This is a genomic window from Pedobacter endophyticus (genome assembly GCF_015679185.1).
Lineage (GTDB): Bacteria > Bacteroidota > Bacteroidia > Sphingobacteriales > Sphingobacteriaceae > Pedobacter > Pedobacter endophyticus.
Map to the genome: position 1 here is coordinate 4,310,855 of NZ_CP064939.1, position 24,945 is coordinate 4,335,799.

Here is a 24,945-nt window from a genome sequence, read left to right on the forward strand (position 1 = left end):
CAGCGCAGAAACCGCCGCCACTAAAACGGGGCGGTTTTAAGGCAACAAAGAAAATTCCCTAGCTATCGGACCTACGCTTAGGGTTTCGTTTTGATTTTTTGGAACAACCTCAAATTATCAACCACAGATCTATATTTATCAGCTGCTTCTGTAAATTTTAAAAATGATCCTTAACAAAATACTTGGGCTTGTTTTTATCCAGAGCTGCTCCCGGAACGCGAAAATGACTTTGAATTATTGGTGTATGCAAGCCTCAGTGAGACGGCAAGAATAATGTCATTTGATAGCTACCGGATTTTACGCAATAATTATCTTTAAGAATGACAATATTTTTTTATTTCCTAACTAAATAGCATTCAATTCAGTCGTTCACATCGATTGCGGCCATTAGTTAAGTGGCAGTTTGATGAAAAACGTTGAACCTTTATGTACTTCAGTCTGAAACCAGATTTCGCCATCATGTGCCTCAACAATCTGCTTTGATATGGCAAGGCCGAGCCCAAACGATATTTCTCCCGATGTGCCAAGTCGTTTCGCATCCGAATAGATGTCGAATAACTTACCCTTAAGCGATTCTGGGATTCCAATGCCATTATCTTTTACCTTAATAAGTACGGCATCCTTTTCTTTATGCATTTCTACCAATATTTCACTTCCGCTGGGGCTAAATTTGACCGCGTTTGTGATTAAATTGCTAACCGCACGCCAAATTTTTTCGCGGCTAACAAAGAGCGTCGTTTCATGAGAATGCAAAATGATCCGTTGCTGTTTCTCTGCCGCTTTAAATCGGAGCATTTGAACGCAGTACTGGAGCAAATCGTACATTTCCACCTTCTCTTTTTTCATCCGATCTTTAGAAATGTTAAGATTTAACAGGTCGGTAACCATTTCAAGCGTGTTGGCGTTAGAGGCTTTCATCATGTTCAGTATGTTAGCGCTGGAAGAGCTGAGCGTTTCGTCGTCCAGTAAAATATCGATCATGCTTATCGTTACCGCCATTGGGCTCCTCAAATCGTGCACTACCATTTTCAGCAGGCGTGTATTTTCATCCTGACTTTGTTCTAATGCAGCCAGTGCCCTTTGCATGTCAGCATTTTGAGCAGAAACTTTAATGTTGACTTTCTTTAGCCGCTTTCTGTTTTGCCAGATTAACAAGGCGATAACAGCTAAAAGAACAGTAAAAGCAGTAGCAATGGCCAGGTAAAGGTTTTTGATGTAAGCATCTCTTTTTAGATCAGACAGGATTTTGTCTTGCTCAAAATTTTTAAATTCTTGCGAAAAGTTGGTGTGTAAAATGTGCTTTTCAACCTGATCGAGCGAATCTTTGAGCAAAATGAACGCATTTAAATGTTTCGCAGTCTGCTGATGGTTGTTTATTGCATCGTTAAAATCGGCCTCCAGCCTAAACAACCTTAACTTTACCGATGGTGAGTACAAGCCCGTATCATGAATTTCCTGAATCGTTGCTTTCGCTTTGTTTATCGCCGATTGCTTCAGGTATAAATTACCCAGCTTTACCCGCGTAATCTGCGCATCGAGGTTCTCATATCCCTTTTTAGAATTAATGGCTATGCTTTTCTTGTATAACTCCTCCGCTTCGGCTGTTTTTCCCAGTTTTTCGAATGTAGTGCCCATATTGCCATAAATCACACCTGTCGACGCTTCTACCGAGATTTTCTCGCCCGGGAAAACCTTCTCATATTGAACGATAGACTTTAGTGCTTTTTGATAATAGTAAACCGCACTATCGAGCATTCCGTATCTATCGTAACAAAGTGCAATATTATCTATAGTGGCCTGATAATAGTGATAATCGATCAGCCTTTTGTTTTTACAGTGGTCAAAATTATCCAAAATGATTTTGTTGTACTTCACTGAGCTCAAATAATCTCCTTTTCGGTACTCGATATCGGCCAGCCTGATATTGAAATGAGCATAAAGGCAGCTATCGCCGGTTGTTCGGATACTTGATAGTGCATCGTAGAGATAAACAAATGCCTGATCATAATTCTGATACTTGATCAGCGAATCGCCTTTGGCCAGTAAAGCATCGCTATAAATGTTCGCTAACCTCGTTTCCGCTTCGTTTTCTTTGATAATATGTATAACCGTATCCAGATAGGTAGTGGATGATTTCTCGTTACCTAAAAAGTGGGCATTTCTGAATAATAACCTTTTGCATTCGTCTTCAATTGATGGGTTGGCCAATGTATTAAATGCAGAATCGACCCTGGCTACCATTTCCGCATTAGATAAGGGTTGCTGAACGGTTTGATTAATCACTTTATCAAACGCAACCGAACTCGAGCCGTCTTTTTTTGTCGGATTACAAGAGGCAATGATGAAGATTACAAAAACGATTAACCCTTTTAGAATGGGCTGTACTGTTGTAATGAAATTTACGGGTTTAAGCTTATTGCAACAGCAAGAATAGGAGCCAAACAATGAAGCTTTACTGATATTCCTAAACAAAAAGAAATTACTCATCGAAACAATAGGGGTTGGGATGCGATTATTTAGCACGGCGCTGGTGTCGGCCAGCTAGGTGCCATTTATAATTGTTTTAATTTTAATTGTGTTCATAGGCTTTATTATTCATCCTAAAGATATTAAATTTTTTCGCTATTTAGCATCAAAATGGTTTTTACAACAACAGGCTCTGTTTATTAATGGGGCTTTTATTATTGATGGTAAGGTGTTAAAAGGCTTTTAACGAGGTAACTGCAAGGTTGGCCCGAATATAACCTAAAAAACGTTGCGAGATCCGGAAATTTTATCGTAATATTACGATGCATTAGGTGGTTTGTTCAACTAATTGGTTATTTGCTAATTGCAGGTTGAAAATTACCAATTCATCATGATATGGGACTTACAAAATCGGAAATATTTACCCCGGAGCAAAACGAGCTCGCTATGCTTTTAAAAGCAATTGCTCACCCTGCCCGCATTGCTATTTTGCAGCAGATTATTTCAGCAAATGCCTGTATTTGTGGCGATCTTGTTGAAGAACTCGGGCTTGCCCAGGCCACCATTTCACAACATTTAAAAGAGCTTAAAAATGCCGGAATTATTCAGGGTACCATCGAAGGCGTAAAGGTTTGTTACTGCATTGAACCCAAAACATGGGCATTGCTCGAGTCGAGCCTGAAAAACCTTTTGGGTTCGTACACCAATCCTAAAAGCTGTTGTTAGCTTTTTTTTAATCAATTCATCGTTACATTGCAATATTACTATAATTATGAAATTATCAGAAATAAAAACAATCCTCACTTCGGCTGAAGCCGTAAACTTTCAACTCGAAAACGGCGAAATGGTGCCTGCAAACTTTCATGTAACCGAAGTAGGCATCGTAACAAAAGATTTTATTGATTGCGGGGGCAAGGTACGCCATGAAAAAGTGGCCAACTTTCAGCTGTGGAATGCAGATGATTACGAACATCGCTTAAAAGCCAGAAAACTGTTAAATATCATTTCGCTTTCGGAACGGGTGCTTCACATGGAAGACCTGGACATTGAAGTGGAATACCAATCGAATACCATAGGCAGGTACGACCTGGATTTTAACGGGAAGAATTTCCTGTTGCGGGCCAAACATACTGCCTGCCTTGCAACCGAAGCCTGCGGAGTTGATGAAGCCCCGAAAACCGCGATCGTTAATCTTGCCGCAAGCGGCAGCACTTGTACCCCGGGTAGCGGTTGCTGTTAATTTGTTTAAAGGTTGCCAAGTAGTTACAAAGAATAAAATAAACTGTTCCTGGTTCCAGAAGCTGAGTTCCAGATTTTTTCTCATAAAACAAGGGATGTCAATTGAAGCAACTCAATTGAACATCCCTAAACCAAACGTAACTATAAAGAAAAACTTTTTTACGTCATCACCAACACGCTCCAACGCATCATCTATTTTTTAAGACTCAATCCCAGAGGTAAGCTGGTAGTTAACGATAAAATAGCAGCACGAATATTAGGAAGCGGCCCGATGCTGAGATCGCCTGACGCTGGGTAAGTGCCGGTATTAATCAGTAAGCTGCGCATATCCGTAGGCGAAAGCACATTTCCGTTATTGTTTTGTTTATACCAGCTCTGCACGGCTACTACAGCGGAAGCTACAATCGGAGTGGCAGCCGAAGTTCCCGAAAAACTACCGGTATAATCCTGATTAGCCCCGCCGTTATACAGCAATCCGTCACCCCCAGTAGTCGCCACTGTCCAATCTCCCCATCCCTGAAGGTCTACCCGGCTTCCATAAGTAGAAAAATAGGTTCTTACTTGTTGTGGACTACCAGCTCCGACAATAATAGAACCGTTGTCGCCCCTTGCATTGTATGCTGCGTATTCTGGTCCGTCCAGATTTTGACCTCCATTTCCGGCTGCCGCTACAATAATGATACCCGCGTTGCTGGCTTCATTAGTCACATCCCATACCGCTTGGTTATAATCTGCCGGTATATATTTTGGATTTGGTCCCCAGGTTTGCATTTCATACATAAACACATCACCCGCCCTTAAATGAGTAAGGCCCATAGCAATCCCAGCGGGTCTGCCAAAAGTGGGCTCCCTTACAAACAGGAAACTGTCTGCTTCATGCACCATGCCCTTCATTCCAAAACCATTGTCTGTTGCGCCAACAACACCCAGCACGCCAGTACCATGACTTAGATAGGTACTGGTTGCCTCTCCAACAATGTATTTAAATTTTGGAGATGAAAGGTCTTCATGATCGAAATTTGCATTATGTTCAATATCAGCAACACGAACTCCCTGCCCCTTAATACCGATAGACCAGGCAAATTCGGCATCAATCCCTTTTTGATTAGAATTCGTTGAAGGAATAAGAGGGATTATTGAATTTCCCGCTGAACGGTAGTGCTGATTGGAAGCAAAATCGGGCGTGGCACTTGGTGGCGGTATCTCTATGTCGGCTTCCACTACGGCATATTCTACAAACGGAAGCTTTTCTAAGTCGTTTGCTAATTGCAAAACCTGAGAACCGCTCATCTTTAAGGCCTCTTCTACGTACGCCCAGCCTCTAAATTTATAGATGTTGAACTTTCCGGATGCCAACTTCGGAATAACTGCATTCCTGAACGAAGCTTTTTCGGCTACGCTGAAAGGGATAGCCTGTTTATAATGTAGTGCGTTCATGCGACTTACAATAGCTTGCTGCTCAGCAGTTATTTGCAACGACAACAGTTTATCACTTGCGATCATCGGCTTTTTTTGATCGCTAAAATCCAGGATAAAATCAGGACTGAACTTTACTAAAAGCTTGTATCGTTCTACTCCTGGGCTTAATGTATTCTGTCCCTTAAGATTAGGCATAGGAAGAAGGTTTAGGGAAAGTTTATCGTTAATGTTTGCTTTCTTTAAAGTTTTGTCAGCCTCAAATAAGGTTGGATTCTTTTTACAGGATAAAACAAAAACCGTAAAAAAAATCTGCAGGATAAAAATTGATTTAAAATTTTTCATAATTTAGTGTTGTTATGTAAAAATATTAGGGTTCCGCAAAAGATAAGTATGGCTTAAAATTGGTATGCAAGCCCTTACCAATCGCTGGTAAGGGCGTTGCGAACTAAAACTACTTCAAAAATTCTTTTTCAAATTGGTCTAAAAACGGTTTTCCATCCAGGCCAAATCCTGGCAAAATAGGAACGTTTAACCAATACAGCATGGTTGCCCCCACGGTTGTTTGCGATAAAACAATGGATTTACCCGTCACATCTGCATCGGGAGTAACTGAGGCGGGCACATCTTTTCCCATTGCTACCCAGGTAAAAGGACCACTTAACTCCATGTCATATCCTCCGGGAGCCAGGTTATTTAATATCCCATCTGCACCTTCATTAATTGGCCAATAACCTGTTAAATTCGCATAATTAGGGTGCTTGGTTATATCCTTTAACCCTTTATTGGCTAAAATTGTAGCGGCATCTAATGCGGTATTAAAGTAACATAAATCGGCTGCCTGAAAAGATGCAGCACCGCTGTTATCTACATTCTTGTAGCCTATTGTCAGGTTTTCTGTGGTCGATAAACTTTTGGTTGAAAATATATTCGCAGATCCTTTCTGTACACCATCAAGATAGGTGGTTAACGTTCTGGTTGTCGCATTGTTCGTTTTTACCGTAAGGGTAATGGTATGCCATGAAAGATCTGCCGCTAAACCTAAATTAGCCTGTCCTTTTCCTGTACCACCATTTAATGTGCCTCCAAAACCGACTGCTGCTGCAGTACCCCCTTGGAATAACACCCAGCCTGTCATAGCTCGGTCAATCAATGATGTTCCTTTTGAAAGGAAACCAGGATATTGAGTCGTAACATTAAACTTTACCTGCATCTGAACCGTAAAATCCTTCTTATCTCCCGGGTCATAAAGTCCGTTATCCTCTAAAACCTGTGCGATAACATTTTTTCCTGTAAACAACACGGTATTCAATCCTATTTTTTTAAGTTCTTCGCCTATAAAATTTTTATTAGATGCAAATAAAAAACCGGATTGGGGATCGGCATGGCTTCCGCCATGATTGGTTGTTACAATAATCAGCCAGTCTTCATTGGCATAGTTTTTTCTGGCCTTTACCGCCATTAAAATGTTACCTACATATTCATCTGCTTTTAGCACGGCATTTTTATATGCAACATTACTTGCCTCAAATCCGCCACTTGCGCCTGCTGTTTCTACCTCTCTAAAATTCACTACCATGGCGCCTAATTGGGTTTGGGTGTTTAGAATATTAATTGTAGAATCTTTAACCGCTAAATCGCTGCTTACAACAGGTGCAAAATCGGCAATGCCCAAATACTTGCGTAAGTTTAGCCAGGGCGTTACCACAGCTGTTTTTACCGCTTTATATTGTAAAATGTAATCGATTACGTTTCGAAATAAGTTTGGCGATTGATGCGAATTACCCTTTGGCGTTGGTAAAAAATCGTCAGTTTTAATTAAATGCTTACCATAACTTACTCCGGTTATCATTGTTGCCCACGGCGCCACATCATTTTTTACAGGGCTACGTAAAACTTCGTAATGATATTTAGCCGTTTTCTTTAAATCTTCCATTGTTGGCGGAGCAATTGTTTTTAATTCAGCACCACTTAAGCCATCAATACTGATTACCAGTACTTTTCTTTGAATGGGAGATATTTCAATGGGATCTTCAAAAACAGGAGCCGGATCTGCATATTTTTTACAAGCAGCAAAGCAGGCGATTCCTGTAATTAAGGCGCTAAACAATAGTGTATTTTTATACATAGTTTTCATATCGTCGGAGATTAATTTTATGGTTTAATTACACCTATTTCGGCCACTGCAGCAAGCTTTGTATTTCCTGATACCCACGAGTTTTTGAATACAATTTTAATAAAGCGAGGGGCAACAACACCACCCGGAAAATTAAAGTCGTACCGTGCAAAAGCATTTGGTATTCGAAAAGTACCTACACTGGTAAAGTTTACATTATCATCACTAACCAATATTTCAGCATCTTTAACTCTTTGAGCAGTAGAATTTCTTGGAACGAAATACAGGCCTTTAATTGGCAAACGTTGGTTTTGCCCGTAAACAATGGTGTGAGGATAACTTTGCTCGGCGCTCGGTGCAGGCGAATATTGCGAATGCCAATAGGTTGCCGTGTTGCCATCTAACATATTGGCCGGTGATCCTTCGTTCGATTGATTTGAACTTACCGAATAAATTGTAGGCACAATATCAGCTGTACCACCAGTTTTGTCTAAAGGGTTATAGGTCCAGATTTGTTTAGTCAGTAAAGGATATTTTGCTGCAACTTTGGCATTCGTTTGTTTACTAATGGTAATACCCCAGGCATCAAAAAATGCGGCTAAATCACTTTGTGTATAAGCTGATAGATGTTCATAAACAAAATCGTGCTTATCAATATCATTAATGGCTAAACGCTGTACCCGACGTGCTTCTGTATACAATTTTGTCATTGCCTCATAGCCATACTTTTCAAAAATCTGTATAAATGGCGTCATTCGCTTAAACGGATCATCAATTTCCTTATCCCCGTCGAAATTTTTAGGAATGGTGCTGTTAGATGCCCATGCAACAGCCAGCGGAAAACCCTTGGTTACCCCAGGATGAAGAATAGTATAATCGGCACCAACCCTGTTCGCTGTTTTAAAATTAAACAGGTTATTGGTTGTTTCGCCTAAAGTACTCCAACTCCAAACCCTGGTTTGCTGACAGTTGTGCCCAAACTCATGGTATGTTCCCCACATTCCATCGTTGGTAAACAACCTGGATAAACTGGTCATTCCATTAAACCACTCGGCATCATTTAAACCCACAAAAGGGAAACCGTTGTGGCCATAACCCGCCGATAATTGAATGTCCAATACACCTCTCCAGGCACCTTGAGGGCTTCTGTCTATAATTTCGGCAGCATTATCTGATAAGCCCATCCAACCATTAAAATCCAATTCAAATTTGTTGTTCCATTCGGTCATTAATGCAGTTGGATTATTTAGCTGCCCGGCATTCACTTTGGCTTGTATTTTATCCAGGGGCACTAAAAAGACCACACGTTTACATCTTAATTCTAACCAGGGCACTTTTGATGCTTTGACTTTTGCAAGCCACGATACATCATTGTCTACGCCCAAAACAAAATCTGGTGAAACAACAGCCCCGGAAATGATAAACTTAACCGGCTGCGCAATGGCAATAGTTGCATTAATATAAATGGTGCCTCCATAAATATTGCGCATGTAATTTACGCCGGGGTATAGTGGTTGAATATTGTAGATAATCGGGTCGCGAAGTAAAGGCGACTTACCCGATAAATTATCGGTATGGCCACCTATTTGCATGTTTAAGCCATTAGCACCTGCCGGAACAATAATTTTAATTAATTCACCGGGTGCGGCATAATAGCCCGTACTAAACCGTGGCTTGGGGGCCACTGAAATGCGTAAATTGTCGGTAGTTTGATTGGCAAAGTTTAAATCCAGGGTAAACTCCTGATTTTGCACCCGCGGTTCTGACTGGTCTACCAAACCCGGAAATATCCGTGCTTTGGCATATCCCGAGCGATCGATATTTTTCATATTGGTATCAACGGTAACATTGGTTTGATTGCCCGAGGCATCATCAAAACCATCTGGTACTTCTATGCCATATTTTTTACAAGCTGTTAAACTCAATACGATTGCCGCAATCGCCGTAAAAGGTAAATATATCTTTAGTTTCATTGCTTTATTAGTTATTGCGTATGTCAGTATATAATAATCTCCAAACCTTACCGTCTAATTCCCAGCTCGATGGAGGTGTAACGCCAATCCATTGATAAATTTGCGTCGCTATGTCTGCATTGTTAATCACTACTCCATAAGCGGCATCGGTAACCGGGGGGCTTAACCACGGGCTGGTATCTAAAAAGCTCGACCAATTTTCTGCCCTGGAGAATTTTAACGTTGGCGCTCCTTTGCCAGATTGATCAGTAACAGTATCGCCAGATCCTTCGTTAAGCGGATAGTAAGCAATTAAATCGGCATGATTTGGATCTGTTGGCAACACTTCAGTTTTCCGCATGTACTTTAGCAACGTGGCCTCGGGCATAGCCACATCGTAAAGCGCAACCTCCCTTAATAAGATGTTTAAATCGCCCACGGTAGATTCTGCTGTTGGAATATTCCCCAATGTAAAAGGTGTGGTAGAGCTCATGTTTACTGTAACAGTGAATGGCGAACCCACCAACTTCCCATCCTGATACCCTTTTACCCTTCTGTTATTGCCTTCTTTATAAATTACAATGGCAATGGTATGCCAGATTCCATCTCTGAACGAACGATTAGTACCCGACGGAGGGCCACCAAATTGCTGGGTCCCATTGGCTTTAAAGTTCCAATCGTTTCCATTGGTAAAGATAACCCAACCTGAATTATTCGTCTTGAAATTCACTGTTTTACCCATAATTGGCGGATAACCTCCAACTGAAGCATGGTCGGCACGCACTTTAAAAATAAGAGTATAATCTCCCGAGGTACCAAAGTTTCCAAAGGTGGTATTGTTGCCGGCACTCAGCACATTACGCGTATTGGCATTACTTAAAAGCCTTGGTGCAGAGCCCGAAAAAGGAATAGAATTTACCTCGGGTTTAGGAATAAATTGCGCTAAAAATTTAGGGTTATAGAAAATAGTAAAGGTATTTCTGATTGCCTGACCAAAGGCACCTAAATCCTCATCGCCCGGTTGCGGAGGTATCACCCCACCTTTGTTTGAAGTAATCACCACCATCCATTCTTCATTTGCAAAAGTAGAACGAGCCCGTAAAGCGGTAATTATATCGCCAATGTAGGTGTCTAACTGTTCAATTGCGCTTACATAAGCCGGGCTGCTATCGGTATAACCATCCATTTCGCCCGCCACATCGGCACTGTGGAACTGGGCTACCACTAAGTTAGCATCATCTCTTTTTAATTCAGCAATTACTCCATCTTTAACTTTGGCATCATCATTTTGTCCGTCGACCTTTGCAGTAGCATCTACAGCCAAATTGCTATTAAAAGCAGCCGTTGCAGCAATGGAGGCTGTACGCAAACCTGGATTTGCCTGCTTTAAACGGGTAAACAGCGTGGGGTACGCCGTTAGCTGGTTATTGGCAAAATCATCCGTTGCAACCTTATGCTTATCACTGGTTACGCCTGTTAAGGAAGTTGCCCAGCCTAAAGCATTGGTTACAGCGTTACTTTTCGTTTCTATTAACCCATCGTAATTGTAGATCGATTTTCGAACAATCTGACCGAGATTTGGTGGGTTTAATGTTTTAATGGCACTTCCCCTTACTCCATCTAAAATAAGGTACAACACCTTGTGTTTACCGTCTTTTACATTCGCTGTATCATTTGGATATTCTTGTTGAAGGGTATTCTCAAAATCTCTGTTACAAGAGCTGATGAAAACCAGCATGACGAACAGGCTTAACAGGCCTATGCCCCTTACCCAGGTTAACGATTGTTTTTTATCTAGCTTTTTCATATCGAGTATTTTTAAGCATTAGTTTCTTAAGGTTATTCGCAGGATGCCATTAAAGGTTCGATTATCAAACCTGGTAATATAGCCTGTTAAGGTAACTTTGGTGCTGGAACCGGAAGTCGTTTCAGAGATCGTGTAAATTCTACCGGTAAACTGACCGGTATTGTTATAACCAGCTGCTAATGAGCCATCTGCATTTAAAATCATAAAGCCCTGACGGACAATCCCATTGTAGGTTTTAAATGTTCCTGAAACGATTACTTTTCCATTTTTTAATTGTGCGGCAAAGTTAGGAACCCCACCTGTGAGCGTACCAAAATTGAAGGTTGGTGTTAAACTTCCATCTGATTCCAGCATGGCTGTTCCGGCTTTTGCAGAGCCATTAAAGTTTCTGAAGATCCCCGAAACCAAAATTTTATTGGTGTTAGCGTTGTAGGTAACCGAAGTTATTTCATCATCAGCCGCGGTACCTGGATTAAAAGTCTGATCTACTGATCCATCTAAATTGATACGAACAATGCGGTTAGCAGGCAAACCATTAAAGGTTGTAAAAGCGCCTACTAAAATTAATTTACCATCTGGCATCTGGATCGCATCGTTTATATTTCCATTGCCTGCTGCGGGGCTTTGCTTGGTTACCGGATCGTAATGGAAAGTTAAATCCAGATCGCCCTCATCCGCCGGATCAGTCTCGTTAATTTTCAAACAAACCATTTGGTTCATTTTAACAAGATCTCTTCTTTTGGTATCGTATGTAGATCTTTGGTAATAGGTTCTGATATAATTTCTAAAACTTCCTACAGCATATAAGCGATCGCCGTAAACAAATGATTTCCTCACAAAACCATCTACACCACCATTAAAACTCGGAACAGTGTCCCTATTCTTGGTCAAGTCCAGTGGCGTAGGGTTAATCACATCCAGTACCATACTGTCCAATGTTCCATTGGTATTTAATCTGGTAATATTAAAAATATTCGAACGGTTGGGGCGTAAGGAATTGTAACTGTTAAATGCCCCGGAAATGATGTAATCTCCACTATATATGCCTGTACTTAAGCGGGTAATACTGCTTATTATTCCATTAGCGCCTCTTCCAAAATTAACGCTGCCGGGTGTAACATAAGCACCAGAATTATTAATTTGTGCTATCCCGCCATTTGGTGATTTTTCTGACCACTGATTGTCGAAGTTGTTAAAACCGCCTACTACAAATAAATTATTGTTAGACAAGGTTGTAAAATCGAAAATCAATGCAGTTCTTGAACCACCTTCACTGCGGTAAGTAGCACCATTACTCGAAAAATTGGGATCAATACTTACCTTACCATCGATTTTAAGTATTGGGCCAAAAAAGGTCTGCTCATTAGTAATCACAGATAAGCCACCCGTGCTGGCATCATCAGGTACCTTAATGCGGGCTGTACTATCGGTAAAATTTAATACCGTAGCTTCTGTTTCATTGACGTAAAACTTGAAATTGCCTTCGTATTTTTTTAAACCCCTGATCAAAACGGTTACTTCCGAGCCTTGTGCGGCGAGTTCCGGATCCGGGAATGCATCATCAAACTTTACGCCTAAGGGCTGCTTTCCGCCGGCATAGGGGTCTTCGCCGATGATCTCCTTTTTTTTGCAGGAATAAAGTATCAATGCTATAAACAGGATTAGCATTTGGGTAAACCGGAGCCTATTTTTGTAATTATTAAACATAGTTTCTTTGTATTTTAGCTTTTAATAATTAGTTATTTTGCTGGTAAAATGCCATAAGACTGTACCGTAGTGATAAAAACATCATCGGTAAAACCAAAATTATGTTTGTTGACTAAGAAGGTTCCACTTGCCCGGTTCTGAGCCAGTACATGCACAATTCCATTGCTCGGCTCAATGTCTGAACTGGCTACAGGTATGTAGATTAAATCCTTTTGGGGGTCTACAAAACTCGGAATATAGGCCAGGTAAAGCTGCCGATAGCCTGCATATTTTACCGCTGGTGCATCATTATAAAGCACCCCGATATTCATCGTTCGCCCGTTACGGGAAGTATATCCCTGGCCCGGAAAAGCCAGCATGTTTAAGGTATCGATTTGCGGATAATCCTTAAGTTTATTGGTGCCTTTAAATACATAAAGCGATAAAAGTTCTCTCCATGCTTGCGGTTTGATTTGCTCCAGCCTGGCCACCGTATCTCTGCCATTGGTTCTGAGATACCGGTTAAGCACTTTTACCGATTTATAAATAGTAGAACTGGTTGGCGCAAAGAATGTGATGTTTTCTTTATCGAAAACATCGTTCATTTCGGCCAACTCAATTACCCTGGTTAAAGTATCAAAATAGGCAGGCTTTGATTTTAAATAGGCCAATATACTCCCGTTGTAAACGCCGTTGTGGGTTCCACTATCGAAAAAATATTTTTTTTGGCAGGCGCTAAACAAGCTTATGCTTACAGCAACTAAAATTAGCGCCTTGGTTATTTGTTTACGTTTCATATTATCTCCAGTAATCGTTTAAAGTCATGGCCGGGTTATCTGTTAATGCTGATGCGTCTATTGGCCAGGTCCAGGCACCTGCATTAAATGCGCCCACTGTAATTGGGTATTTACAAAATTCAGCGTCTAAAATGCGTTTGGTACGTACCAGGTCGTAATAAAAGTGTCCTTCACCAATTAATTCCCTTACACGTTCGAAATAAATATCATCTTTCAAATTTTCGCTGGTACTGGTAATTGCCTGTGCTCCGGCACGCTCTCTAACCCGGTTTAAATACCCTTTTGCGGCATCATCTTCGCCTAATTCGGCAAGTGCTTCTGCCGTTAACAGATAGGCGTCTGATAAACGGAAAATAATTAAATCATCATCGTTTCGAATACTTGTTCCATTTAAATACACATTGGCAAACTTTTTAAACTGAAAGCTGGTATTATTCGCAAATAGGTTTTCAAACCAAAGGCTTTTCCTGGTATCGGGTTCCGAATCGTTAAAAATATTTTTAAGACCCTCTTTTTCATAATATCCCCTGCTCTTTGTAAAGCTTGATTGACCCAATAAAGGGTAGTGGCTCAATGCAAACCCGATATTGGCATAACCAGATAAAATTTCGCCATTATTAAAGCTTTGATAAATTTCGAACAGGCTTTCTCTGGTACGGCCTTTAAATAAGCGTTTGTTATCTTCAACAGTATAGGCCATTAAGCCATAATCCTTTGATGAATCCAATTCCATTCCCAACTGTTTTACGGCATTGTAGTACCCTGGTTTGTTTGTATCTACATCAAAACCTGCCGCCCACAAATTCATGTGCATTTCTAAAGCAATGGCTCCTCCACGCATGGCTCTTACCCCAATTAAGTTTGGGTTGGTATAGCTCCAGGGTAAATCGGCCTTTACCGCTTCCATATCGGCAATGCAATTGTTTAATACTTGTACCATCGGCACTCGGGGAATAGTATTGGTGCCCGGATCGCTGGTAAAATAAGGTATATCGCCGTACAAGCGAACCATAAAAAAATAACACAGGTTGCGCATAAAAACAGCTTCTGCTTTGTATCGCTTCCGGTCTGCATCGCTCAACACACCACTCGGAACGGCATCCACTTGCTTATACAATAAATTTGCCGATGAAATAATGTCGTAAAAAGGCTTCCATCGCGTCATGCTACCAAAGCTCCATCCTCCCGACCATTGGCCTGAACTAGCTTGTAAACCTCTCAGATCATTACGTGATAAATAGGTTCCATAAGAATCGTCAGTAGCTATATAGGACGAACGTAAATCGCCTGCGGGCACAAAACCCGAACCAATTTTGCGTCTTAAACTTGCGTACAAACCATTGGTAAAAGTTTCGACGTCATTTCGCGTTTGCCAGAAATTGTTCCCCGAAAGGGCATCATTTGGCACAATGTTTAAGAATTTTTTACAACCCATGCCAGACAAGGTTAATGCTGCAAAAAGTATAATTGTGTATTTTCTCATTATAAAATAATTGAAAAATTAAAACTCGATATTTAAATTAACGGTGAAGGTTTTTGGTACCGGATAGCCTCCCGATGAGTCTCTGCCCAAGGCGCTTACCGCCTCCGGATTGGGACCTGAATAATTGCTTATCATGAACAAATTACTTGCGGTTGCACCTATTGCTATTCGGGTCATTCCTATGCGCTGCGTAAACTTAGGATTCAAAGTATAGCCCAGAGTGATGTAATTGAGTTTAAAAAACGATCCGTCTTCCTGAAACAAGGTTTGTGCATATCGGTATGGAAACACAATGCCACTTCTCAAATAATCATAAGGATTGGGATACTTGGCTACCTGGCCTGGATGTGTCCAGATATCGTATTCGCTTATCGGGACTAAACCACTTGGCGTTACAGGATTACTAAATGCCTGAAACTGTGCGGCCAAAGCGTTGTTTAAGATATCTCTGCCCAAAATGCAGGTTCCCTGTACCTGGGCACTAAAGCGCTCATAGCGAAAATCTAAGGTAACACCGCCGCTAAAATTAATTTGCGAACTTCCTGCATCCACTAAATCCTGCCCATCAAAAATATAATCGCCGTTTACATCGGTATATCGTGGATCTCCAGCCCTGAAATAATTTAATAAATTACCTGAACCTGAACCCACACGGTACCTTAAACCCGTTAATGGATCAACCGGAACATCGGCTGTATTGGCATAAACGCCCTTGGTATTATAAATAAAGTTAGAGAGTGCATTGGTACCCAATCTGGTTAAAATCGATTGTCCGTTAGCTTCATCAATTGAGATCCGCTGGCGGACGCCATTTGGCAAAGCGACCAAATAATCATTGTTAATAGCCCCATTTACGCTAATGGTAAATCTGGATTTACTTTCATTTGGTAAAAGACTGGCGGTTAAACTCCCTTCATAACCGATGTTTACTAAAGCCGATTCATTATTTGTAATTTCCTCAAAACCCCTCACATTGGATAAAGCTTTTGCTCCAAATAAATTATCGGTTTGTTTGTAATAGGCATCAAAAGAGCCACGCAACCGACTTTTTAAAACTCCAAACTCAAAGTTGAAGTTATAGGTCGTATTTTTTATGGGTTGTAAATTCGTATTCGGTGCACGTCCACTCGAAATAGCTACAGAAGATGTTCCATTATAATTTGCTGCCGATACATATCGTCCATATACGTCGTACACTCCGCCGCTGGGTTGTATTACCGTACCATAGGTTACCTGGGCAAAAATATAATCCAGCCAGTTTTTGGTGCCCTGCATGAAAGCCTCATTGTTCAGGTTCCATTTTAAACCAATGGATGGACTTTTGGTGTAGCCCGCCTCGGGACCATTGGAGGAGCTCCCATCAAACCGATAGGTACTGTTAAGTACATATCTTCTCTTGTAACTGTAGGTAAAACTACCCGCAAAAGAAGCCGCCCTGGTTTGATAAAAATTGTTCAAAGTGCCGCCGAGAGATTGCCTAAAGCCATATTGAGGAACTATCGGGCCCCTTAAAAAATCGTTTACAATTTTGTCGTTTTGAAGGGCATCGGCTTTAAAATTGGTGGAGGTTACATCATTAAATACATAGGCCAGAATGTTGTGGTCATCGTCTTCGGTAATGCCGCCCCATGAAACATTGTATTGCAACAAATTTCGGTTATAAATGGCGTTTTTAACGCTGTTGAATGCAAATAATGAGGCAGTACCATCACTGATAATTGCTGGTCGAAAATTATCTTCCGTACCGGTATTGAGGGTATAGTTAAAATTAGAGGTAATGCTCAGGTTTTTTATAATCTGATACCTTAACTCAATGGTACTGTTTAAGTCGATGGTTTTATTATCATTGTCTGTACTTACAGACCCGAGTACCGAATTAACCGAAGAATAAAGCGAAGGGGGAGGCAGTAAGGATGAAGAGGCCCCACCTGTAGCGATGCCCGTATTGATTAAACCATTCCCGCTACCCTTTCGTTGTTTGCCTAAACCACTGTTTATGGTTGCAAATAATTTAAACTTTTCATTCGGCTGATATTGCATGTTCATCCGCAAGCTGTAGCGGCTAAAACCGGTATTTTGCTGAATTCCTTTCTGGTCGAAATAGTTCAGCACCGCTTTGTAGTTAAATGCCTGGTCGCCACCACTGATATCCAAATTGTGCGTTTGGTTGTAGGTAGTGCGGTAAAAATACGATTGCCAGTCGGTAGAGTTATTAAGATACACATTCAAACTGTCTGATATAAACGGCGTACCATTAATTAATCCCAGCGCATGGTAATAACTCGTATCACTGGCCAGAATTTGCTGAATCCGCAATGCACGTTCATCCTTCCCGCCAATAACCGACCTTAACTTTGGTACGGTACTTACAAAAAATTTACCCGTGTAACGCACAATAGGCACTTTTGAGTTACCTCTTTTGGTGGTAATTAAAATTACGCCATACGCACCACGCGAACCGTATAATGCAGTTGCCGAAGCGTCTTTTAAAACTTCAATACTGGCCACATCTTCCTGAGGGATTAGTGCAAGCGGGCTTAAACCCGGCCCAGCCGTTTGAAAACCGTAGCTAAAATCCTGGTTGTCATCAACCGGTACACCATCAATTACAAATAAAGGAGAAGTTGGCTGTAGGTAGGCATCGTTACCCGCACCAGAGGTACTAATGGTGGATAAACCACGAATGTTAAGCGAACCACGCACTCCCGGCGAACCAGTGTTTTGCTGGATATTTAAGCCCGGTACTTTTCCTTGTAGCATATCGGTAATGTTAGCCGAAGGGGTGGCTTGTAAATCTTTACCGGAAATGGTTACAGACGATCCTAAGGAAATTTCTTTGGAGCGGGTTACGTAACCCCCCGATACCTGAACAGTATTTAAGGTTGTAACGTCAGTGGCCAGCTTAATTGTTCCTAAATTGGTTTTACCTGCAACGCTGATTTTTATTGTTTTATAGCCAACGGCAGAAATCTCTAAAACTGCGTTGGGCGCAACAGAAACGGTAAAAACGCCGTTTGAGTTGGTCACCCCAATTACTTTTTTATCAACGCTGATATTTGCACCCGGTATTTCGGCCTGGTTATCAAATATGGTACCCGTTACCGTCTTTTTTGTTTGTGCCCTTAATTCCTGATTGATACCAAAAAACAGGCCCAACAGAACAAATATGTAAATATATCTCATCTTCGATAAATTAATTTTCTTTCAGGTTCTCCTTATTATTCGTTAGTAAATTTGGGTCGTTCTGTTTTAAACCAGAAGATAATGGTCCAGTTACCCGGCTCGAAAAGGCTAAAGTTGAGGCCAATTAAAGCCCTTTCCTGTATGTTTCCGAAACCCTGACGCTCATATCTGAAAATCGCAGAAGCCTGGCGCCCCCCTCCAGTGGTATATTTTGTTTGGTAGCTTGCCAGTGGGATCGGGTAGGCCACATCGTATTTAACCGAATCGCTGTTTTTAACCATGTTAAAGCCGTGTACCAGGTTTTCCCAATCTGTCTTAGCAAACATATTCGGATCGATTGTTTGCTGTAACGTATCGATAAACTTGAATGAAAGGGAGTTGCCTGAGGCATTATTCTTTTTAAACTGTACCTCTACATCCGATGAACCAAATAAATACCTGCCCGTTTTTTCTCCGCGAATATTACTCATGATAGAGGGAGAAATACCGGTAGTTGTAGCCTGGCCTGTTACAGCATTTAGGTTAGATGGTTCGTAAGCACGCTCTTTATAAGGACGTAGCTTAAAATTTTTGAAATACTTACGCCCGCCAGAATTTGAAACTTCTACATCGAATACATAACCAGAATCGGGCTGCGCTTTAACGAAATTGGAATTGGCCTTGCTCCACATTAAAAACTGACCTGAATGCTGACGGATTTCGAACAACTGGTGGTTTTCGGTTGTACGTTTGGCTTCAATTTCGGCAATAGATTTCTCTGTGCCATCGTAAGCTGTTTTCCAAACCTGAACCGGAAAATATTCGGTTAGTTCCGGAGCAGGTTCGCCGTTGAAACGGCGCATGTTCACAATTTTAAAATCGAGGGGAACAGACGAACTCCCGATAAAGAAATTGTCTGAAAACAAGTTATTTCGCCCCAAAACCGGTTGATATTGGGTGGTTGTAAACTGCGAATCGCTGCCGAGAGATAAACGCTCTTTGGGAAGATTCTTTTTACAGGCTGTGATCATCAGGATGTTAAACACCATGAATCCCGCTAGTGATAAATATGTTTTGTTGTTCATTACGCTAAATCTTATTGATTAACTCTACTTACAAATTCATTAAAACCATAATCGTGCAAGGGTGCCAGGATGTTGATCACCCCATTTTTGGCCTTAATATTTACCGCATTGGTATTGGCACGTTGCCAATACTTTTCGAAAATGCTGTTTTTAGGATCGCTGTAAATGATGGATTGCGGGCCACCTTGCACAAATCCCGAAGCATTCAGTTTATTGTACTTGATATGCATCGGATAGCTATTTTTTAAGCTGATGAACAAAGCGCCATCGGCAAAGGGCACATAGGCATCAGTCGTTCTCGAACCCCGAATAACGTAGCGCCAGGTCATCAATTCAAGTGAATCGAGGTTACAATCTGTTAAATACAAAGGTGTTTTTCCCTGATCCTTACGTAAAATGTTCAGGTTTTTTATCGCCGCCTCAAAACTTGCATTGGTAGGTGCGAAAAGCGTGATGTTACTATTCTCCAGGCTATCTTTAATTTCCGGTAACCTGTTTAGTACCAGTAAGAGCGAATCGAATGTGTTTGCCGGCTGGGCCTGCAAGTATTGCAGTACCGTTCCATCAAATTCCTTTACCGTGTTTTCATAGGCGTAATACTCCGAATTTTTCTTACAGGCAGTAAAGGTTGTGCCTAGCAAGGCCACTACAACAATTGGCCAGGCCATCAATTTTCTATTTCTATTTATCATCTTTATTTAAATGATTTATGTCCTTAATTCCAATATGGATTTTGTTTAATTTGATTGTTAGCGTTCAGGATATCGCTTGATACCGGCCAATAAATGCCCCCACTGCTAATTAAGGTGTTAAATGCGGGGTTGTTGCGTTTAATCTTGTTGTATCTCACCAAATCATACCAACGCCACCCTTCTCCCATGAGCTCCCTTCTGCGTTCAGCAAAAATTGCATCAATTAAATCGATCGGTGTAGCCGATGTATAAGGCGAGGTTCCCCTCAAATCAGCGGCCTTGTTTAGTGTACTTATTGCCTCGTTCCGGGAGCCTAAAACAGCTAATGCTTCGGCCCTTAACAGCAGTACTTCTTCTAAACGGGTAAATACCACTGCAGAAGTAAAGAAAGCCAGGTTTCCACTGGTTTGTCCATCTCCAATCACCTTAATTTTGCTAAATATTGGGCGTTCGCTGATGTAGTTAGTGAAGTAATTTGTACGGTACAACTTGGTTAAAGGATCGATACTGAAACGTTCATCTTTCGGATCAGTAAAGGCTTTCCGAATGGTATCTTTTGGTACAAAAATTTCGGGATACTCTTTTAATATCAAAGGTTTGGCCAGTGTAAGCTGCTCTATATGCCCATTGGCCGTTGCCTCGCCCAAGCCATATTCAAAGGCATAACCAATAATTTGCTGTACACGCTTATATACAAAAGGGCTGTAACTGCCATCATTTTCAGTAAGTTCATTTGTGGTAACGTATTTGACGTTCACACCATCGCCGTTGAGCTGCGTAACATTGTCAACAAAAAATTTGGTATAAACATCGCAATCCAGATATTTGCCTTGCCATGCAGCGATATGTGCAAGAACAGCGTAAGCCGACATCTTGGTAAACACCGTGCCGCACCAGCTAGCCCAGCTCCCTCCATAGTATAAGCCTGGTAAAAGCGGATCGTTACTTCCGTATCTGAAAGGCAGTATTTTGGCCGCTGCCAGGAGTTCCGAGGTGGCAAAACCCAACACCCGATCTTGCGATGTACGCGGCTTTGTAGAAAATTGCCCGTCGTGCGAACTTGTTAATAAGGGTACATCTCCCCAAATCCGAACCATGTAAAAATAAGCAAAAGCACGAACGGCTCTGGCCTGTGCCACATCGGCCCGGTTGTTAATGGCTGTATAACGCGGATCGTTGTCAACAATTTCATGCGAACGCTCGATTAACACACTGGCCGCATTAATAACCGAATAAAACCGCCTCCAGTTCGTAATTCTGTTTAATGTCGGGAAAGAAGCATTTAGTTTACCATCAATAATGGCCTTTAAATCGCTTCGGTTTGTAGCAACAAAATCGCCCTGCCGTAAATCGCCCATTAACCAGTGGGTATTATCAGCTACCAATGCCGTTCGCATTAAGGCATACATCCCAATTAATGCCGCTTTGGCATCCTCTTGATTTTTCCATTGGTTCTCTTCAGCAACCAGCCTGGTTGATTTTTCATCCAAAACTTTTTTACAGGAAAAATTAAGGCTGCTTAGCGAGAGTAGTAATAGCGCAATTAAAAACTTAGTTAATTTAACGCCGGTATATTTTGATGATCTCATAAATTTGCGCTGTTATAAATCTAATTTTAAACCTAATATGTATGTTCGGGCAATTGGTAAACTCGTGCCTGTATAAATACCCGTGTAGTTTACCAACTCAGGATCGGTACCTGAAAAACTGGATAGGGTTAACAGGTTACTGCCGGTGAGGTACACGTATGCTCTTTTGAAACCCTTTTTACCTTTCCCCAAAATATTTGCTTTCGAAAAATCGTAACCCAGTGTTACCGAACGAAGCTTTACATAAGAAGTGCTTTCTAAAAACAAATCCTGATCGGCACGGTAAGGAATTACGTTGCTCCACGCATTGTAAATGGGGTAAGTTTTTAAGTTATCGGTGGTTTGCCACGAAGTAATTTCTTTAATGGAGTTGATATCATTTCTCGATTCGCGGTTGGCAAAATCGTATCTGGCAACATCGAACTGGTTAATGGATTTTTGACCTAAAGCAAAGAAGACATTGAAATTAAGATCGAAATTTTGGTACGAGAAGTCGTTTATCCAGCCACCGATAAAATTTGGTGCCCGATTTCCTATGAATTGTTTATCAGCAGAATTTACATCGTAATCGCCATTTGTATCCAGCCATTTAGGATCACCAGCTTTTAACGGTTGGCCGTTAAAAGTTAATTTTTGTCCGTTTGCCGAATTAGTTGGTACCTCGGCATCGCTGTTGTAAATGCCATTGTTGATATACAACCAATAGGCACCCACAGGTTGGCCTACCTGCAATTTGTTATCGCCAATTACCAATTCGTTTAAGCCGTCAGGCAATGCCCTTAACTCATTTTTATTGTAGTTGAAATTTACCGATGTACGCCAGTTAAAAGCTTTATGCTGGATAATACCTGCTGAAAGCAATAAATCGATGCCTTTATTGTTAATGGCCATGCCATTTTTAAAAATACTGGTATAACCGCTTTCGCTTGATAAAGGGATATTTATTAATTGATTCTTATCGTCGCGGTTGTAAAAAGTGATCGCTGCAGTCAGGCGGTTTTTTAACACGGTTGAAGAAGCCGAAATATTTAAACGATCGGAATAGGGCAGGGTAATGCCGTACCCTACCCAGCCCGTATTGTAGGGACGTGAGATTCCAACACCATTACTTGATGGAATGGTTGGTTCTTCCGGCCATCCGTATTCTGTGCGGTATTGTGGGCCCGCGGCAAAACGGTCGTCAGTATAAATTTTTGCTGATCTTCCCCACGATGCGCCAACTTTTAAATCGTTGAAGAAAGTGTTTTGGGTTAAAAACTGGTTTTTCAAACTCCATTCCGCACTGAATGCAGGGGTTGTAACCCAACGGCTGTCGGGTTGACCTCTGGAAGAACCATCCCTCCGTAAAACAGCGCCGAAATTTAACAGGTTTTTATACCTGTATTTAGCGGAAGCATAAAAGGACATCAGCCCATTTTCCATCTTATCGGTATACCTGAACACGTAAAAATTATCAATTGCATTTAAATAATTTGAACTTCCTGCATTCCCGTTCACTACGTTTAATTTGATAAAATCACTTCTTCCTTCGTATCCCCTTGCATAATTATATTTAGAGATATCATTTTGAACAGATTGTCCGAGGATAAAATCAAAGGAATGTGATTTGTTTAATCGGTAACTATAAGATAATGTGTTGTTTATGCCAAAGCGCTGATTAAAACCAAAATAGTTCGATACAAAATTCACTCCATCCATTAAAGTGGTTGGGAAAAAGGCATCGCGGATGCCTTCATTATAATCAAATACAAGGGCTGTATTAAAATGTAATTTAGGCATGATTTCAGCGTTAATTGCCAATGAACCATTTAGCAGGTTGCTGCGGTTATCATCCACCGCCTTTTTGTATTCATCTAAAAACGTGCGGTAATTATCTGCACTGGGCGATAGTGGATTGGTAAAATCGGGTAGGTAACGTACCTCCGCAAACCGGTCTCTTAAACTTTTATTCCGGTCTCTGTCCATTCTCGCAGCGTTCAAAAAACTCGATACCGTCATCCAGTCAAATGGCTTCATGTTAATGGCGAAATAGGCATTATATTTATCCAGCGAAGTGGCATCGGCATTGCTGGCACTTTTTTCGGCAGTACCATAAAACCTGAAATTCGCCCGCTCGCTACCGCCGGTTATGCCCATATTTACACCATAAATACCGGCATTTTTATAGTATAGATCATTCCAGTTTGAACTTCCGAAATAGTCAACGTTCGTAGAATCCCTTAAAAAGCTGGCATAACTATCGTAATTAGCCAATGTTGCGTACTTTCTATAGAATGGAGCACGGAAATTATTTTCAAATACGCCGTTTACTGTTTGAACATTTTCGGATGGAACTACACCGAAATAAGAATTTACACTAATCTTCATGGCACCGCTCCTTGCTGATTTGGTGGTAATCCAAATCGCACCATTTGCTGCGTTCGGACCAAGCTTTGCTAAAGAAACAGGGTCTTTTATTACTTCGATAGCTTCAATATTATCAATATCAACATTGGCCAATAAGTTGGTTGCGGGGCCAATTCTATTGTAATCGTATTTTTGTACATCGTAAGCAAAAGGGTTTTCCTGAATTAAGTGAACGCCGTTTAAATACACAGCAGGTTGTACTTCATAAATATCCCTTTTGCTGAAAATTGGCGCAGATGTTCCCTGAATGATCATGCTTTGCTCCGTACCTGGTTCACCCGTAGTTTCCTGAACATACAAACCAGCGACGTTTCCCTTTAACATTTGTTGCAATGATAAATTAGGTACCTGCCTCGAATACCTTGTCCTCAGCGAATCTTTGGTATTCTTAAATAAACTGCTTAACGCAGTCGTCTTCCCCATCGTGATGTTTTTCGGCATTGTATCCCGTACTACAGTCGCTTTTCGTTTTTTAGTGGTGTCAGCAAGCGGATCTTTGCTTTGAAATGGAGAAGCATTGAAAAAGCTGCTTCTTACCACCTTTACGTAAGTTTTTGCCTGAACGTTTGGAAACCCAAAAATACATAACAACAAGGCACACGAAATCCTTGTAATGATTTTAGCCATTTGATTAATTTTAATTAATAATTAAATGTTTGGGATGTGTTTAATTAAGCAGTAAGCAAAAAGCAATACTTAACTAAATTTTTTTAGGGCTGACTAAGTTTTTTAACAGTCAATAAATACTTAAGATGGGTATTTTAACTATTAAGCCAAAGGCAAATACTAATCAAATTTTGATTGATAGAAATTGTTGTATTATTTGGTTAGTAAATTCAATCAGCGTATTCATATTTTGTTCTGCTACCGATCTTTTTAGTTGAAAAGAAATCCGTAGCCGTAAATAATAAAAAGTTTGTTTAGTGCTGAAGTACAATGCAATATACAAGATTGGAGTAGAACATGTATTCGTTTTTTTTAGACAAACGTTTGTCTAAAAAATGCGAGGGGTGCATCCCGGGAGATCAATTGTGTGAAATTCTAAAGAA

General features: G+C 40.9%; 15 protein-coding genes. 2 read left to right on the forward strand and 13 right to left on the reverse strand.

Annotated elements, in window-relative coordinates; all coding sequences use genetic code 11:
* Positions 1–387: 387 nt before the first annotated feature.
* On the reverse strand, positions 388–2,487 hold the full coding sequence (locus tag IZT61_RS17645) for a tetratricopeptide repeat-containing sensor histidine kinase (protein ID WP_196098343.1): 2,100 nt from the start codon (positions 2,485–2,487) through the stop codon (positions 388–390).
* 375 nt (positions 2,488–2,862) lie between these two features.
* On the opposite strand from IZT61_RS17645, the gene IZT61_RS17650 reads away from it, so the two are divergent.
* Positions 2,863–3,192 carry an ArsR/SmtB family transcription factor gene (locus IZT61_RS17650; protein ID WP_196098344.1) on the forward strand — a complete coding sequence of 110 codons (330 nt, stop codon included), beginning with the start codon at positions 2,863–2,865 and terminating at the stop codon, positions 3,190–3,192.
* 46 nt (positions 3,193–3,238) lie between these two features.
* Complete coding sequence (locus IZT61_RS17655; protein WP_196098345.1) at positions 3,239–3,706, forward strand: DUF6428 family protein; 468 nt, start codon at positions 3,239–3,241, stop codon at positions 3,704–3,706.
* Positions 3,707–3,897: 191 nt separating this feature from the next.
* Here the strand turns inward: IZT61_RS17655 and IZT61_RS17660 are convergent, their stop codons facing one another.
* The 12 genes from IZT61_RS17660 to IZT61_RS17715 form a co-directional block, all read right to left on the reverse strand.
* The gene (locus IZT61_RS17660; protein ID WP_196098346.1) at positions 3,898–5,466 is read right to left on the reverse strand and encodes a S8 family serine peptidase; all 1,569 of its coding nucleotides are present in this window, start codon (positions 5,464–5,466) and stop codon (positions 3,898–3,900) included.
* Positions 5,467–5,575: 109 nt separating this feature from the next.
* A complete protein-coding gene (locus IZT61_RS17665; protein WP_196098347.1) occupies positions 5,576–7,258 on the reverse strand; it encodes an alkaline phosphatase family protein in 1,683 nt (560 codons plus the stop codon).
* A 17-nt stretch (positions 7,259–7,275) separates the two neighbouring features.
* On the reverse strand, positions 7,276–9,210 hold the full coding sequence (locus tag IZT61_RS17670; RefSeq protein ID WP_196098348.1) for a M60 family metallopeptidase: 1,935 nt from the start codon (positions 9,208–9,210) through the stop codon (positions 7,276–7,278).
* A 7-nt stretch (positions 9,211–9,217) separates the two neighbouring features.
* The gene (locus IZT61_RS17675; RefSeq protein WP_196098349.1) at positions 9,218–10,996 is read right to left on the reverse strand and encodes an alkaline phosphatase family protein; all 1,779 of its coding nucleotides are present in this window, start codon (positions 10,994–10,996) and stop codon (positions 9,218–9,220) included.
* A gap of 18 nt (positions 10,997–11,014) precedes the next feature.
* Complete coding sequence (locus IZT61_RS17680; protein WP_196098350.1) at positions 11,015–12,703, reverse strand: DUF5008 domain-containing protein; 1,689 nt, start codon at positions 12,701–12,703, stop codon at positions 11,015–11,017.
* A 32-nt stretch (positions 12,704–12,735) separates the two neighbouring features.
* Positions 12,736–13,479 carry a fasciclin domain-containing protein gene (locus IZT61_RS17685; protein ID WP_196098351.1) on the reverse strand — a complete coding sequence of 248 codons (744 nt, stop codon included), beginning with the start codon at positions 13,477–13,479 and terminating at the stop codon, positions 12,736–12,738.
* A 1-nt stretch (position 13,480) separates the two neighbouring features.
* Positions 13,481–14,962, reverse strand: coding sequence for a RagB/SusD family nutrient uptake outer membrane protein (locus tag IZT61_RS17690; RefSeq protein ID WP_196098352.1), 1,482 nt, complete (start codon positions 14,960–14,962; stop codon positions 13,481–13,483).
* Between the two features lie 18 nt (positions 14,963–14,980).
* Complete coding sequence (locus IZT61_RS17695; protein WP_196098353.1) at positions 14,981–18,145, reverse strand: SusC/RagA family TonB-linked outer membrane protein; 3,165 nt, start codon at positions 18,143–18,145, stop codon at positions 14,981–14,983.
* Positions 18,146–18,180: 35 nt separating this feature from the next.
* Positions 18,181–19,209: a DUF5007 domain-containing protein gene (locus IZT61_RS17700; protein WP_196098354.1), complete on the reverse strand. Its 1,029-nt coding sequence runs from the start codon at positions 19,207–19,209 to the stop codon at positions 18,181–18,183.
* An 11-nt stretch (positions 19,210–19,220) separates the two neighbouring features.
* On the reverse strand, positions 19,221–19,901 hold the full coding sequence (locus tag IZT61_RS17705; protein WP_196098355.1) for a hypothetical protein: 681 nt from the start codon (positions 19,899–19,901) through the stop codon (positions 19,221–19,223).
* A 23-nt stretch (positions 19,902–19,924) separates the two neighbouring features.
* On the reverse strand, positions 19,925–21,490 hold the full coding sequence (locus IZT61_RS17710) for a RagB/SusD family nutrient uptake outer membrane protein (RefSeq protein ID WP_196098356.1): 1,566 nt from the start codon (positions 21,488–21,490) through the stop codon (positions 19,925–19,927).
* A 12-nt stretch (positions 21,491–21,502) separates the two neighbouring features.
* Positions 21,503–24,523: a SusC/RagA family TonB-linked outer membrane protein gene (locus IZT61_RS17715; RefSeq protein ID WP_196098357.1), complete on the reverse strand. Its 3,021-nt coding sequence runs from the start codon at positions 24,521–24,523 to the stop codon at positions 21,503–21,505.
* Between the last annotated feature and the right edge of the window lie 422 nt (positions 24,524–24,945).

Coding starts and splice junctions, on each gene's coding strand:
- IZT61_RS17700 (WP_196098354.1), bottom strand. CDS start 19,209: ATGAACAACAAAACATATTTATCACTAGCGGGATTCATGGTGTTTAAC.
- IZT61_RS17685 (WP_196098351.1), bottom strand. CDS start 13,479: ATGAAACGTAAACAAATAACCAAGGCGCTAATTTTAGTTGCTGTAAGC.
- IZT61_RS17705 (WP_196098355.1), bottom strand. CDS start 19,901: ATGATAAATAGAAATAGAAAATTGATGGCCTGGCCAATTGTTGTAGTG.
- IZT61_RS17665 (WP_196098347.1), bottom strand. CDS start 7,258: ATGAAAACTATGTATAAAAATACACTATTGTTTAGCGCCTTAATTACA.
- IZT61_RS17690 (WP_196098352.1), bottom strand. CDS start 14,962: ATGAGAAAATACACAATTATACTTTTTGCAGCATTAACCTTGTCTGGC.
- IZT61_RS17675 (WP_196098349.1), bottom strand. CDS start 10,996: ATGAAAAAGCTAGATAAAAAACAATCGTTAACCTGGGTAAGGGGCATA.
- IZT61_RS17715 (WP_196098357.1), bottom strand. CDS start 24,523: ATGGCTAAAATCATTACAAGGATTTCGTGTGCCTTGTTGTTATGTATT.
- IZT61_RS17710 (WP_196098356.1), bottom strand. CDS start 21,490: ATGAGATCATCAAAATATACCGGCGTTAAATTAACTAAGTTTTTAATT.
- IZT61_RS17695 (WP_196098353.1), bottom strand. CDS start 18,145: ATGAGATATATTTACATATTTGTTCTGTTGGGCCTGTTTTTTGGTATC.
- IZT61_RS17655 (WP_196098345.1), top strand. CDS start 3,239: ATGAAATTATCAGAAATAAAAACAATCCTCACTTCGGCTGAAGCCGTA.
- IZT61_RS17660 (WP_196098346.1), bottom strand. CDS start 5,466: ATGAAAAATTTTAAATCAATTTTTATCCTGCAGATTTTTTTTACGGTT.
- IZT61_RS17670 (WP_196098348.1), bottom strand. CDS start 9,210: ATGAAACTAAAGATATATTTACCTTTTACGGCGATTGCGGCAATCGTA.
- IZT61_RS17680 (WP_196098350.1), bottom strand. CDS start 12,703: ATGTTTAATAATTACAAAAATAGGCTCCGGTTTACCCAAATGCTAATC.
- IZT61_RS17650 (WP_196098344.1), top strand. CDS start 2,863: ATGGGACTTACAAAATCGGAAATATTTACCCCGGAGCAAAACGAGCTC.
- IZT61_RS17645 (WP_196098343.1), bottom strand. CDS start 2,487: ATGAGTAATTTCTTTTTGTTTAGGAATATCAGTAAAGCTTCATTGTTT.